Annotated in this window: 11 protein-coding genes; 10 read left to right on the top strand and 1 reads right to left on the bottom strand. The window is 51.0% G+C overall.

Annotated elements, in window-relative coordinates; translation table 11 throughout:
• The first annotated feature begins 27 nt into the window (after window positions 1–27).
• On the top strand, window positions 28–7,608 hold the full coding sequence (sprA, locus tag LN737_RS28650; protein ID WP_405514332.1) for a cell surface protein SprA: 7,581 nt from the start codon (window positions 28–30) through the stop codon (window positions 7,606–7,608).
• Window positions 7,609–7,694: 86 nt separating this feature from the next.
• On the opposite strand, the gene LN737_RS28645 is transcribed toward sprA, so the two are convergent.
• The gene (locus LN737_RS28645) at window positions 7,695–8,039 is read right to left on the bottom strand and encodes a MerR family transcriptional regulator (protein WP_405514330.1); all 345 of its coding nucleotides are present in this window, start codon (window positions 8,037–8,039) and stop codon (window positions 7,695–7,697) included.
• Between the two features lie 138 nt (window positions 8,040–8,177).
• Here LN737_RS28645 and LN737_RS28640 point away from each other — a divergent pair, with 138 nt between their 5' ends.
• The 9 genes from LN737_RS28640 to gnd all read left to right on the top strand — a co-directional run bounded on the left by LN737_RS28640 (window position 8,178) and on the right by gnd (window position 14,414).
• Window positions 8,178–9,236, top strand: coding sequence for an aldo/keto reductase (locus LN737_RS28640; protein ID WP_405514328.1), 1,059 nt, complete (start codon window positions 8,178–8,180; stop codon window positions 9,234–9,236).
• 128 nt (window positions 9,237–9,364) lie between these two features.
• Window positions 9,365–9,748, top strand: a complete 384-nt coding sequence (gene gcvH / locus LN737_RS28635; protein ID WP_405514327.1) for a glycine cleavage system protein GcvH — start codon at window positions 9,365–9,367, stop codon at window positions 9,746–9,748.
• 114 nt (window positions 9,749–9,862) lie between these two features.
• Window positions 9,863–11,176 carry a dihydroorotase family protein gene (locus LN737_RS28630; RefSeq protein WP_405514325.1) on the top strand — a complete coding sequence of 438 codons (1,314 nt, stop codon included), beginning with the start codon at window positions 9,863–9,865 and terminating at the stop codon, window positions 11,174–11,176.
• A complete protein-coding gene (locus LN737_RS28625) occupies window positions 11,173–11,724 on the top strand; it encodes a DUF4199 domain-containing protein (RefSeq protein WP_405514323.1) in 552 nt (183 codons plus the stop codon). The genes LN737_RS28630 and LN737_RS28625 overlap by 4 nt, the downstream gene beginning before the upstream one ends.
• Before the next feature lie 15 nt (window positions 11,725–11,739).
• A complete protein-coding gene (locus LN737_RS28620; RefSeq protein ID WP_405520581.1) occupies window positions 11,740–11,868 on the top strand; it encodes a hypothetical protein in 129 nt (42 codons plus the stop codon).
• Window positions 11,823–12,257: a DUF4199 domain-containing protein gene (locus tag LN737_RS28615; protein WP_405520561.1), complete on the top strand. Its 435-nt coding sequence runs from the start codon at window positions 11,823–11,825 to the stop codon at window positions 12,255–12,257. The genes LN737_RS28620 and LN737_RS28615 overlap by 46 nt, the downstream gene beginning before the upstream one ends.
• A gap of 86 nt (window positions 12,258–12,343) precedes the next feature.
• Entirely contained in the window at window positions 12,344–13,069 is a 726-nt protein-coding gene (gene gldF / locus LN737_RS28610) for a gliding motility-associated ABC transporter permease subunit GldF (RefSeq protein WP_405514321.1), read from the top strand.
• A gap of 14 nt (window positions 13,070–13,083) precedes the next feature.
• A complete protein-coding gene (locus LN737_RS28605) occupies window positions 13,084–13,446 on the top strand; it encodes a VanZ family protein (RefSeq protein WP_405514319.1) in 363 nt (120 codons plus the stop codon).
• Between the two features lie 71 nt (window positions 13,447–13,517).
• Entirely contained in the window at window positions 13,518–14,414 is an 897-nt protein-coding gene (gene gnd / locus LN737_RS28600) for a phosphogluconate dehydrogenase (NAD(+)-dependent, decarboxylating) (protein ID WP_405514317.1), read from the top strand.
• Window positions 14,415–14,444 lie beyond the last annotated feature (30 nt).

Genomic DNA, 14,444 nt, shown 5'->3' with positions numbered 1-14,444 from the left:
ACCAATACTGAACTGAAAGTGCCCTCAATGGTGAACCCTTACTTTGTTCACAGTACTGTTGTTAATAGCCATCTCCTTGCTGCCGTTAGCCGATTCCTGATCATGCCAAGTGGTTGGCAAACGCTGGGATTTTGGTTGCTTTTAGGGCTAGGCATAAGCTGGGGGCAGGATCAGCCTGTGCCCAGCCGACGAGCAGCCCCTACAACACGACGTCAGCAGCAACAGGCTGCGGCTGACTCGGCTCGGGCACAGGCCCGACGTCGGGCGGTTATGCGGGCTGACTCCGCCAAACAAGCGCTTCAAAATCGTACCGACAGCATCCGGGCACTACGTAGTGCCAACCGGCGACCGACCGTAAACTGGCCTGATCGCCGGGCAACGCGCTTTTCGGAAACACCATCCAAGTCGCCTTTTATTTTGCGTGATCCCAAAGGCGTTTCGACGGATTTCCGGCTGGCTCCCGATGGGAGTATCGCCATTACTGAGCGGGTTGGCGGTGCCGCTGCCGGTAATGCTGCCGGATCGACGCCCGCTACGTCTAATACAACTGTTCCAGGAACTTCGTTGCCGCCATCGCAGTATGGGTTGCCGTATCGCCCGTCTGAAACGATTCCTTTTTCGACTTACAATCAGATTCAGAATCAGCGTGTCGAGCAAAGTCTCTGGCGTGAGTACAGCGCCAAACGGGATGGGCAAAGTGCACTGAGCGGGCGCGGACTGATTCCGAAACTCGAACTGCCGCCTATTATTGACCGGCTTTTTGGAGGTAGTCAGGTCGATTTTAAGCCCAACGGTTTCGTTACGCTGGATTTTGGGTATCTGTATCAATTTATCGACAACCCGGTGCTTCCCGTGCGGCAACGTCGGAACGGAAATTTCCTGTTCAATGAGCAGATCAGCATTAACTTCAATGGGAAAGTCGGCGAAAAGCTGGGCGTTCTGGCCAATTTTGACACAAAAGCCAGTTTCAATTTCGAAAATGCGCTGAAACTCAACTATAAACCAGGAGGCAATCTGCCAGCGTTCGGAACGGGTCAGGGCTTGCCGAATCTACCTAACTTACCAAGTACGCCGAACTTGCCCGGCGCGGGCGGTACATCCCTGCCTGGCTTTACGCCCCAAAATGAAAGTATCATTCAGGGACTCGAAGTGGGTAATATTAACTGGACCGTCAACAGTCAGCTGATACCGGGGGTACAGAATCTGTTCGGTATAAAAACGCAGCTTCGGTTTGGAAAGCTCAACGCTACGTTGGTAGCCTCGCAGCAGCGGTCGCGAAAGAATGAAATTGTTTTGCGCGGGGGTACCTCCAACCGGCCTTTCGAAATTCGTGCCGATCAATATGATGAAAACCGACACTTCTTTCTGTCGCAGTTTTTCCGCTCTATCTACGAAGGTTCGTTAAAATCGCTGCCTCAGGTAACGTCGGGCGTGAACGTAACGCGAATTGAAGTGTACGTAACCAACCGGACGAACACGACTGAAACGCTGCGAAATGTTGCCGGTTTTCAGGATTTGGGCGAGGGCAATCCATACGCACAGACGAACCCCAACCTGCCTCCTTTTTCGCGCAGTAACCTGACGCCAACCGACAACGCTACCAATGGACTTTTCGGCAAACTGACGGCCAATGCCAACAATCCATTCCGGCAGGTTAATCAGACCAATGAAATATTAACGGGAACGTTTGCCCTGGCCAATGGCACCGATTACAACTTGCTGCGAGGGGCCAAACGACTGACAGACCGGGAGTTTAAACTTGAGGCTGATCTTGGCTACATCTCGCTGGTGACTCCCCTCCGGAACGATGAAATTCTGGCCGTTGCCTATGAGTATACGTATCAGGGCCGACGCTATAAAGTAGGTGAGTTGACGGAGGATTATCAGGCTCGTAAAGCCGACGAGGTGCTCGTATTGAAGTTGTTGAAATCGGCTACAATCCGTAACAACCTGCAACTGCCGATGTGGAACCTGATGATGAAAAACATCTATTCACTCGGTACGTCGCAAATTACCCGTCAGGGCTTTCAGCTACGTATCATTTACAAAGATGACATAACGGGTATCGACAATCCGAACCTGCAGGAAGGCCGCCGGACGCAGAACCGGCCACTGGTGCAGCTGTTCGGTATGGACCGACTTAACCAGCAACTGGATGCCCAGCCCGATGGTAACTTCGATTTTGTAGAGAACGTAACGGTCGATAGCCGATACGGTAAAATCATTTTCCCGGTATTGGAACCCTTTGGCGCCTATCTGGAAAGGCAGTTCGATACAGACGAGGACAACCTGAAGGCGAAATACGTTTTCAGGCAACTTTACAGTGGCACACAAACAGATGCCTCACAGATTGCCGAAAAAAATAAGTTCTTCCTGAAAGGGTCGTTTCAATCGGGGAATGGCGCTGAAGTGGCTTTGCCTTATGGCGTGAACGAACAATCGGTGAGCGTAACGGCAGGTGGTGTACCACTGGTGGCCGGTCAGGATTACGTACTGGATGCGCAGGTAGGGCGGCTGCGGATTATCAACGAGAGCGTCACCAATTCCGGACGGGAAATTCGCATCAGCTACGAACAGCCCGATCTCTTTCAGAATCAGATACGGACACTCATCGGTACCCATCTGGATTACGCTGTTAACCGGGACGTAACAATCGGACTGACGGCCATGCACATGAAAGAAACGCCGGCCGGTTTTCTGACCCGTGTGGCGCTTGGTAATGAGCCTGTCAACAATACGATTCTTGGTCTGAACGCTACCATTCGGAAAGACGCTCCCGGTTTGACACGTCTGCTGGATGCGCTCCCAATGGTGCAGACCAAGGAGATGTCAACGATTCAGTTTAATGGTGAGGTTGCTCAATTGTTTCCGGGAACCAATCCGCGTGCCCGAAATGAAAGCTATCTGGATGATTTTGAAGCGGCCCGAACGATCTTCGATTTAACCCGCCAGCCAACCCGCTGGCGTCTGGGCGCTACGCCCCAGCAGTTTCCGCAGGGCTCGTTTCAAGACCCATTGCCGTTCGCTTATAACCGGGCACGTATCTCGGTGTACTCGGTTGACCCTAGTCTCTACTCAACGGGTTCGCTGGGCGTTGTTTCGAATGTAGATCCCGACGAGGTGAAGAAATACGTATATGAACGGTATTTTCTGCCAACGGATCTGTTTCCTGGGCGATCGGTGCTTCCGGTACAGTTGCCTGCGAGTATTCTGGACGTATCGTACTTTCCGAGCGAACGGGGTATGTACAACTTCAACCCAAACCTGACAGCCGCCGGATTACTGACTAACCCAAGAAATAATTTTGGCGCAGTTACGCGGGCCATTGCCTCGGACAACGATTTCGACAACGCCAACATTGAGAACATTACGTTCTGGCTGATGGACCCGTTTGTGCAGGGTGAATCTGGTAAAATCAGGGGGAGTGCCGATGCAAGTCAACACACAAATAATACCACTGGCGGTAAACTGGTTTTCAACCTCGGCGATATTTCGGAGGATGTCATTAAAGACAGCCGGTACGAATTTGAAAACGGATTTCCGGCAAGTGCCGATACGTTAAGCAGCCGGATCGGCGGTATCGAAACGACGAATTGGGGGAAAGCGCCTACGCAGCAGTTTGTCACACAGGCGTTTCAGAGTGGTGCCCGCGACCGGCAGGATATTGGTCTGGATGGTTTGAGTAGCCTGCAGAATATTCCAACCGGAGTAACGTCGGAGCAGGAGTTTTACCGGAATTACCTGAATACCATTCAGAGCCGCGTAACGGACCCGAACGTACTGGCCGATATTCAGGGAGACCCTTCGGCCGATGACTTTCAGTTCTATCTGGGTGAAAAGGCCGACGAGCAGAAATACATTATCGCCCGCTACAAACGGTATATGGGCATGGAGAATAACTCGCCCGAAAATACCAGCACGAACCAGTTCCTGACACCCGCATCGACGACGTTGCCCGATATTGAGGACCTCAACATTGACAACACCATCAACGACAACGAAGCGTATTACGAATATGAATTAGACCTGCGGCCGGGTAAGCTGGAAGTGGGCAGCAACAAATACATTGTCGATAAAGTAACGGTGCCATCGGAGGGAGCGCCGGGTGGAGCCGTTACGTGGTATCAGTTCCGGATTCCGGTGCGCGAACCATTACGGAAAGTCGGAAGCATCAATGGGTTCAAATCCATCCGCTTCATGCGTATGTATCTGACTGATTTTGCCGAACCCGTAGTCCTGCGTTTTGCTGAACTGCAAATGGAAGCCAACCAGTATCGTAAGTATACCGGCGATCTGACGCAACGCGGGCTACAGGAAGTGCCTGAACCTTATGATGCCAATTTTACGGTTTCGACAGTGAATATTGAAGAGAACAGTGGTGCTCAGGTTTCGAATCAGGGTGGCAATAAATACATCTACTCCGTGCCACCGGGTTATGTCCGCGACCGCGACTACACACAGGTTACGACCGTTCAGCTGAATGAGCAATCCATGCGGATGAGCGTAACGAACCTGCGCGACGGCGATTCTCGCGGTGCTTTCCGGAATACGAATTTCAATCTGCTGTTCCGGGAGCGGCTCAAGATGTTTATCCACATGCACAATGACCAGAATGAAAGCGGTCAGGTATCGGCTTTTGTGCGGCTGGGAACGGACTATACCGATAACTACTACGAAATTGAGATTCCGAACCTGATTGCCACGCCCCCCGGCAACCAGACTCCAGAGGCTGTTTGGCCCGCGGCAAATGACCTCGACATTGCTTTAAGTGAGCTCATCACCCTTAAAACCAACCGTAACCGGCAATTTACGCGGCAGTCATCGTTACCGTATACGGAATTATCGGCCGACGGGCACTATCGACTGACCGTAGTGGGTAACCCTGATTTAAGTTCGGTGCAGTCGGTGATGATTGGCTTGCGAAATCCGAAAATAGATGGCGATGGCGAACGGCCCAAAACGTTTACGATCTGGGTGGATGAACTGCGGGCAAACGGGTATGACCAGCACGCGGGGATGGCTGCCGTTGGATCGGTAAACATGAAACTGGCTGACCTCGGTACGCTGACTGCATCCGGGAAGGTTACAACCTTTGGGTTCGGGGGCGTGCAGACCCGCATTGGCGAACGGGCGCTCGAAACAACTTCCGAGTTTGGGTTCTCGTCGGCGCTGGCGCTCGATAAATTCCTACCTGCCACCTGGGGCCTTCGCATTCCATTTTACGTAAACTACGATCATCGGAACGTAAACCCGCATTTCGATCCACTGGACCCCGACGTACCGCTGGACATGTCGATTTCAACGAAACCGGAATCGGAGCGGGACAGCTACCGCAAGCTGGTTGAGGATAACACCACCCGCCGGGGGTATAACTTCTCGAACGTCCGAAAAATAAAGACGAATCCGAATTCAAAATCGCACTTCTGGGACATTGAAAATTTCGCGTTTACGTATGCTTTCAATGATACGAAACACACGAACATTTTAACGCAGGAATACCTGCAGGAACAGCATAAGGGCGGCATTGCCTATACCTACAGCGCGCAACCCAAGCCCTTCGAGCCGTTCCGAAATGTGCAGTCGTTCGAAGCGCCTTATCTGCGCTGGCTCAAAGATTTTAACCTGACGTTGCTGCCTTCGCTGGTTTCGGTTCGGGCGGATATGGACCGGAGTTTTATTAAAACACAACTTCGCTCGTCGGACCTGACTACCAACGGGATTGTACCGCAGTTTGAGAAGTATTTTCTCTTTAACCGGTATTACGACATCACCTGGAACCTGACCCGCAGCCTGGTGCTGACGTACCACGCGCAGGCCAACGCACTCATCGACGAACCCGCTGGCGATATTGACACAAAGGCCAAACGGGATTCAATCATCAACAGCATCAAGCATCTGGGCCGGATGAAAAATTTCGTGCAGGATATTCGGGCTACGTATCGATTACCTCTAGACAAGATTCCGCTGGTCGACTGGATTGCCGCCGATGCGATATACGGCGTGGGCTATCAATTCCAGGCCAACTCGTTCGGTGTGGCCGATACGCTCGGTGTGCCCTTCGGCAATATTATACGTAACAACCGCGAACGGGGCATTACGGGGCGCGTCGATTTGATTCGTCTCTATAACAAGATCCGGTACCTGCGCTTTGCCAATACACCGTCTCCCATCCGCAAAAACTTTGCACGGAACCCTGGTGATATTGAGGATATTGCCCGAAGTGAAAGCTCCGTACTAAAGAACTTTACACGCACGTTGCTGACCGTTCGTGGTATCAATTTCTCCTATTCCGTTCAGGAATCGACCATTCTGCCGGGCTTCTTGCCTACACCAACTTTCTTTGGGCTGGACCGGAACAATCAGAGTGCGCCCGGACTTGGATTTGTGCTGGGAAGTCAGGCGCATGATATCGCTTATAAGGCAGCGGCAAAGGGCTGGCTCTCACCGAGTACGGTGCTGAATACAGCCTTTCAGCAAAACATTACGAAGAAGTTTACAGCCAATACGACGCTGGAGCCTTTCAAAGATTTCCGAATGCAGATCAACTGGCGGCTGGATCGTACGGATGCCTATCAGGAGTATTACCGGCCCGGTTCGCAGGGAGGCCCTTTCGAGACGTTCTCGGCGGTACGTAACGGGCAGTTCAGCATGTCGTTCTGGTCGTTCCGTACGGCGTTTTCGGGCCTGCGTGACGATAATACATCGCCAATATTCGACCGGTTTGAATCGTATCGTAAGTTCTTCATTGACAAGCTGACGGCTGCTAACCCCGAAAAAACGGGTAATTACACAGCTACGTCGCAGGACGTACTGATTCCAGCTTTCTTTGCGGCTTACAGCGGTATTAAGGAAGAAAAACTCGACAAAGCGCCACTTTCGCCCTTCTTTAGTTTCCCGCTCCCGAACTGGCAGGTTACGTACAACGGTTTATCGGGCCTGCGATTTATTCAGAAAAAGTTCAGCGCGTTCACGATCAACCATAGCTACAGTTCGACTTATAGCGTTGGTAACTTTATTTCGAACCTGGATTATGGTGCGGCTTATGTCAATCTGGCTGTGCAGGGCTATCCTACGGCCAGTGCTGTAAATCAGTTGGGGCAGTTCGTTCCTGTGTTTGCTATGAGCACCATTACCATGTCGGAGAAATTCGCGCCAATGCTTGGGGTTCAGTTTCAGACCAAGAGCCGGGTTACAGGACGTCTGGAGTATAATCAGAGCCGGGACATCGCGCTGAGTTTGTCGAACGCTCAGGTGGCTGAGCTGACAAACAAAGACCTGACGGCTTCGATGGGCTTTACCAAACAGAATTTCCGGGTGCCGTTCCGAATCAACGGAGCTTACAAACGACTCAAAAACGATCTAACATTTTCACTGGCGCTCACCTTCCGGGATACGCGGGCCATTCAGCGCAAACTGGACGATGTACAGGTTATTACGGCCGGTAACGTGAATTTCCAGCTACGTCCGCAGGTCAGCTACATCGTTAGTCGCCGGTTGAACCTCAACTTCTATTTCGACCGGACGTTCAACGATCCGCTTGTATCGAACTCATTCCGCCGGGCTACCACATCGGGTGGGGTACAGGTGAAATTCAATCTGGCTGAATAATTGGGGATTGGTCATTGATTGTCGCTAGTTACGTAGTTCGTAAATGAACGGAGGCCAACTAACGACAATCAATGACTAACTAATCTTTAATCTGGGAACATACCGATCTTTTTTTGCAGATAGTGCCGGACCTGCTCGATTTCGGCTGCGGCTTCATTTATTTTCTGAAGCTGAGCTTCCAGAATGGCACGTTTTTCCGTGTTGGTTAATCGGCCGGCTCGCCAGTCCGTAAATTTCTCCTGAATGTCTTTCAGGGTAAAGCCCATCGCTTTAATGTATTTGATCTGCAGGAGTGCAGCTACATGCGAGTCGTTATACTGCCGGTGTCCGCGTCGAGTCGGGCGATGGCTCTGTAATAGGTTTAGTTTCTCGTAAAAACGAATTGTATCGGGCGTTAGACCCGTGCGATCGGCTAGCTCACGGATGTACATTTTTGAAAATAAACGAGTGGTTTGGGAATTCTGGAGTTAACTCCAGTTTGTTCCGCTTTATAGTAGAAAGCAATCCTCAATGCAATTTAACAATCCATTTGGTTCTCAGTTGAACTAACAAAACCCAATCTATCAACTATGAAGTATCACCCTCTTGGAAACACTGGTGTATTAGTCTCCGAAATTTGCCTGGGCACCATGACGTTTGGCGGCAGCGGTTATTGGAAAGCCATCGGCGAACTGCCTCAGGATGCCGTGAATGACATCGTAAAAACAGCCATCGATAACGGTATCAACTTTATCGACACCGCAAATGTGTACTCGTTTGGTGAATCCGAACGGCTGCTGGGCGAGTCGATCAAAGCACTTGGCCTGTCGCGGGATGAGCTGGTTATTGCCACAAAAGTACGCGGTCGGATGGGCGAAGGAAAAAATCAGGTAGGGCTGGGACGTCTGCAAATCATGCAGCAGCTTGAAGGCAGCCTGAAGCGCTTACAGATGGACCACGTCGATCTGTATCAGATTCACGGGTTCGACCCGATTACGCCCCTGGAAGAAACCATGCGCGGCCTTGAGGACGTAGTGCGAAGCGGTAAAGTGCGCTACATCGGCTGCTCGAATCTGGCGGCCTGGCAGGTAATGAAAGCCAATGGCATTGCCGAGAAAAACGGCTGGACGAAGTTTGTATCAACTCAGAATTATTACTCCATTGCCGGGCGTGATCTTGAAAATGAACTAGTGCCCATGGTGCAGGATCAGCAGATGGCTATTCTGCCGTGGAGCCCATTGGCGGGTGGATTTTTGTCGGGCAAATACACACGCGACAACAAACCTGCTGATGATTCGCGCCGGCTTAATTTTGATTTCCCACCTGTCAATCAGGAAAAAGCGTACGATATTATTGACGTCATGCAGACGGTGGCTGAAGCCCATGGCGTATCCGTAGCACGGATTGCGCTGGCGTGGGTGCTGGCCAAACCCGGTGTAACAAGTGTAATAATCGGCGCTAAAAACACCGATCAACTGCTGGATAATATTCAGGCCGCCGATATTAGCCTGACTGCCGAGCAATTAGAGAAACTGGACGAAATCAGTGGGTCGGCCAAGCCTTATCCGCAATGGATGATTCAGCGGCAAAGTGGTGATCGGTTTGGCGCGTATAATTTCTCGCCGAACCAGTCGACAGTGGCTAAATAGCACACTACGAAAACCATAGGCAATAATAATACGGCTGGTCTGCTGATACATCGGGCCAGCCGTATTATTGTTTGCAAATTCGGCCTAGTCTGCCGTATTTTGTGCCTGTCAAAATAACAAACTCTATAATGAATTTTCCCGCTGAATTGAGTTATACGGAGGATCACGAGTGGATTCGCATAGAAGAGGATGGTACTGCTGTGATTGGTATCACTGAATTTGCTCAGAACGAATTGGGCGATATTATCTACATTGATGTGACTACCGTTGGCCAATCGCTGGCAAAAGGTGACGTTTTTGGCGCCGTTGAAGCCGTTAAAACCGTATCGGACCTTTTTTTGCCGATTGAAGGGGAAGTGCTGGAACTCAACCCGGCTGTCGAGAAAAGCCCTGAACTACTCAATAGCGATCCGTATGGCGAAGGCTGGATTATCCGGTTGAAACCCTCAGACGCTTCGCAGAAAGAAGGTCTGCTAACCGCTGATGCATATCGGGAACTGGTAGGTGCCTGACAACTTAATTATATGACTACAAGGCTCCGCAAGGAGCCTTTTTTATAGAGATACTTCCCGGTAGCGACCGCCGGTTCACAGTTGCTCGCCCTAAAAAAGAGCGCCGTGTTATTTATGAAAACTCTTATTCGTTCTGCCCATGTTGTTGACACTGCTTCGTCGTTCGACGGACAGATCGTGGATATTCTGGTCGACAATGGGCTTATTAGCCAAATCGGGATAAAGCTGGATGCCGATAAACGGACGCGTATCCTGGAAGCCGAAAATGTACACGTATCGCCCGGCTGGGTTGACCTGCGTGTTTCGGCTCAGGACCCCGGCTACGAGCACAAAGAAGATCTGACGAGCGTTTGTCGGGCGGCTGCAGCGGGCGGATTCACAGATATTGCCGTGCTGCCCAATACGCAGCCGGTTGTGGATGCCAAAGGTACGCTGGGTTATGTACAACGCATGGCCGAAGGACAACCTGTTCAGGTACACGTCATTGCGGCCGTAACGAAAAAAGCGGCTGGGGAAGATTTTACGGAGATGCTCGATTTGCATCATGCCGGTGCTGTTGCGTTCTCGGATGGCACACATCCGCTGCAAAACCCTGATTTACTGCTTAAAACGCTTCAGTACCTGCAACCAGTTAATGGTCTGTTGATGAACCGGCCGGAAGAAGCGCTGCTGACTCGTTTCGGGCAGATGCATGAAGGGGTTCAAAGTACGTTGCTGGGCCTGAAAGGAATGCCCTCACTGGCCGAAGAGCTGATGATTGAGCGCGACCTACGTCTGCTGGAGTACGTAATAGGACCCGGGATTGTTGAGGGTGGATCTTCCAGCGCTCCCCGCTCCCCGCTCCCTGCTTTACACTTCTCAACCCTTTCCTCCGCCCGTTCGGTAGAACTGATTCGGCAGGCTAAAGCCCAGGGGATGCCCGTTACGTGCGACGTGGCGGCTCATCAACTGGTTTTCGATGATTCTGCTCTGGTTAGTTTCGATACAAACCTGAAAGTAAACCCACCGTTCCGATCGGTTGAGGACGTAGCGGCTCTGTGGGCCGGACTGGCTGATGGGACTATCGATGCTGTTGTATCGGACCATTTGCCGCAGGATGCCGAAAGCAAAAATCTGGAATTCGATCAGGCCGAGTTTGGTGTTATTGGCCTGGAAACGGTGTTTGCGGCTGTCATGACCCATAACCGGAATCTTCCTCTGCCCAAACTTATCGAAGCACTGTCCATCCGTCCCCGCCAGATTCTTCGACTACCGCCCGTACGTATTGCTGAGGGCGAACCAGCCAGCCTTACTCTTTTCGATCCCGACGGTACGTGGACCTATAGCCAGACGCACTCCAAGTCGAAAAATTCGCCGTTTCTGGGGCAGACGCTCACTGGCCGCGTCATCGGAACAGTGCATCACGGGCAATTTAATCCAACCGTATGAAACGTATTCTCGCTTATTTTTCGCACCCCCTGTTGAAGATTCCGCTGCTGGCGGGGTTGCTGACGGGTGTTTTGTGCTTTCTTTATTTTCTGGGTCTTTATTTTCTCGGCATTCCGGCTCTGGGAAACATTCGGGTGTTAGACTACGGGATTCATATCATTGTGATGGTTGCCACGGTCTGGTATTATCGAAAATACATAGGGCATGGCCGACTGCATTTGTGGGAGGGCCTGACCATCGGCTACGTACTCAACACCGTTGCCGCGCTGGTAACAGGCTGGCTTGTTTATCTGTTTGTCACACAAATTGATCCGGGCGTTTTCACGGAGTACGTTATTAATTCTAAAAAACTTCTGCTTGAAGGCAAAAAACAGATCACCGATCAATTTGGGCCGGAAACCTTCGCCGAACAGTGGAGTAAAGTCAATTCAATGCAGCCCTCTGTACTCCTGCCCGACGAGCTGAGTAAAAAAACGGCGCTGGCGGTTATCCCTGTACTGATCATTTCACTTATTTTCCGAAAGCAGGATTACAGTGTCCTGCAATAATCCCTCCTGCCAGCTATGAATGACCAACCTTCTACAGCCCGTGTTGCCCTGAAGTGGGGCGCCATCTTGGGTATTGCTTCCATTCTTTTTCGGCTGTCCTGTTCATTACAGATAATACCGATAACCGATGGCTGGGAGCGGTAACTTATCTGCTGATTATCACTGGTATTACGTTGGCCATGCGTGAGTTTAGAACACTCAACGGGGGCTATATGAGTTATGGCCAAGGGCTGGGCTTAGGTACACTCACCGCGGCTGTTTCCGGACTGCTATCCAGTATGTTCTCCGTGTTTTACATGACCATCATTGATACGGGCATAATGACCCGGGCAGCGGATAAAGTTCGCGAGCAACTGGAAGACAGTGGCCTTTCCGACGATCAGATTGACAGTCAGATGAAACTTATGGAGATGTTTCAGAGTCCGGGGCTGCTGTTCTTGTTCGGGATATTTGGCTCTATACTGATGGGGTTTATTTTTTCGCTGATTATAGCCGCTTTCATACGTCGGAATAAGGACAATCCGTTTGAATAAAAGAGTTTTACAGGTAAACAGAACTGGTTTATAGTGAACCGACACAAACCTGTAAAGCAAACCCCCGTACATCCGTAAACCACAGTATGCTGGCCATTTTCCGTAAAGAGATCAACCAATTTTTCTCGTCGCCTATTGCTTACATTATCATGGGCGTATTCCTGACGGCTACGGGGCTGATGCTCTGGGTGTTTCCGGATTCGAGTTTGCTTGAGAATGGTTACGCTGATATGGGTACGTTTTTCAACCTGACGCCCTACGTCATGCTGTTTCTGGTACCTGCCATTACCATGCGCTCCATTGCCGATGAAGTCCGTTCGGGTACGCTCGAATGGCTGCTGACAAAGCCGGTAAGTCGGTGGGGCGTAGTGGGTGGTAAATTTCTGGCGAGCTGGCTACTTGTTGTGCTCACCCTGCTGCCAACGCTGCTTTACTACGTAACGCTGTATCAACTCGGGTCGCCGGTGGGCAATATCGATTCGGCAAGTGTCTTTGGATCGTATATCGGACTGGCACTGCTGGCGGGGGTGTTTGTCGCCATAGGGCTGTGGGCTTCGTCGCTCAACGACAATCAGGTCGTCGCGTTTGTGCTTGGCGTATTCTTTTGCTTTCTGCTCTACGTCGGCCTGAGTGCACTGGCGGGTCTGCAAATTTTGAGTAGCGTTGCTTATTACCTATCTTCGTTTGCGCTGGATGAGCAGTACCGGGCGCTCGGGCGGGGCGTGATTGATTCACGCAACGTTGTTTATCTGCTCAGCCTGCTTTTTTTCTTCCTACTCATAACCGTTCAACGGCTAAAATCAACCAATTAGAACGTATTCAATCAATGCAATTTACGACTGCTGCCCGCTGGCTGGCTATCATCTGGACAATCATCATGCTCATTGGCTGTCTGACACCGCATCAGGACATTCCCGGTCCAATCATCGAGTGGAATGACAAAGCCATGCACATCGCCATATTTGCTCCGTTCTCGTTCCTGTGGATGCTGTCGGGTTTCCGGCTCAACAACGTACTGATCGCCGGATTCCTGTTCGGAGCGTTTATTGAATTACTACAGTACCTGTTGCCCATCAATCGGAGCGCCGACTGGATTGATCTGTTTGCCGACTGTATCGGAACCATTGTTGGGGCGGGGCTGGCTCTGGGCCTGTATCGGGTGTTTCCCAGAACACGATCTTTTAATTAAATTCTATTGCCTTCCCGGGGGAGCTTTTGGGAAAAAATCGCCAATTTGGCCCCCTTAAATCATTGATCATTATGCACATTGGATTTATTGGCTTAGGAAAGATGGGGTTTAACCTCGTCAGTAATCTAGTAAGACACGGCCATACGGTGGTCGGCTACGATATCAACAAGACCTTAGTTGACGAAATTAAAACCGAAGGCGCACAGGGAGTCAATACGTTAGAAGATCTTTATAAAGCGCTGCCTGAAAAACGCGTACTGTGGCTTATGATTCCGGCGGGGCCGCTGGTCGATAATGTTATCGAGCAGCTGCTGGCGTTCATGCAGCCTGGTGATGTGGTTATCGACGGAGGGAACTCACATTATAAAGACTCGGTTCGGCGGCACGATTACCTCAAGCAGAAAGGCATTGGCTTCCTCGACTGTGGCACCAGCGGTGGCATCAGTGGTGCCTTGAACGGTGCCTGTACGATGGTTGGCGGTGACCCCGACGTAATTGAACCGCTGCATGGGGTTTTCCAGGATATTTCCGTAGAAGATGGGTACCTGTACACAGGCCCTGCGGGAAGCGGTCACTTTACCAAAATGGTGCACAACGGGATCGAATATGGCATGATGCAATCCATTGCCGAAGGCTTTGAAGTGTTGCAGAAAAGTCAGTTTCCGCTGGATTTTGAAGCTGTCGCCAAAATGTGGAACCACGGCTCGGTTATTCGCGGATGGCTAATGGAGCTGACCGAAAATGCTTTCAGTAAAGATGCCAAACTGGATGGTATTAAAGGCAAAATGTTCTCGTCGGGCGAAGGAAAATGGACGCTCGAAACCGCTCTGGATCTGGGAGTGCCAACGCCTGTAATTGCCCTGTCGCTGATCATGCGATACCGGTCTCTTCAGGAAGATACGTTCACCGGAAAAGTAGTGGCTGCACTACGTAATGAATTTGGTGGCCACGCCGTCGAGAAAAAATAAATTCGGTTGTAGTTGCCTTACACTCAATTC

Source organism: Spirosoma sp. KNUC1025, from assembly GCF_045160025.1.
Taxonomy (GTDB): Bacteria; Bacteroidota; Bacteroidia; order Cytophagales; family Spirosomataceae; genus Spirosoma.
Note: the sequence above shows the minus strand (reverse complement) of the source record. Positions and strands in the feature narration are given on the sequence as shown.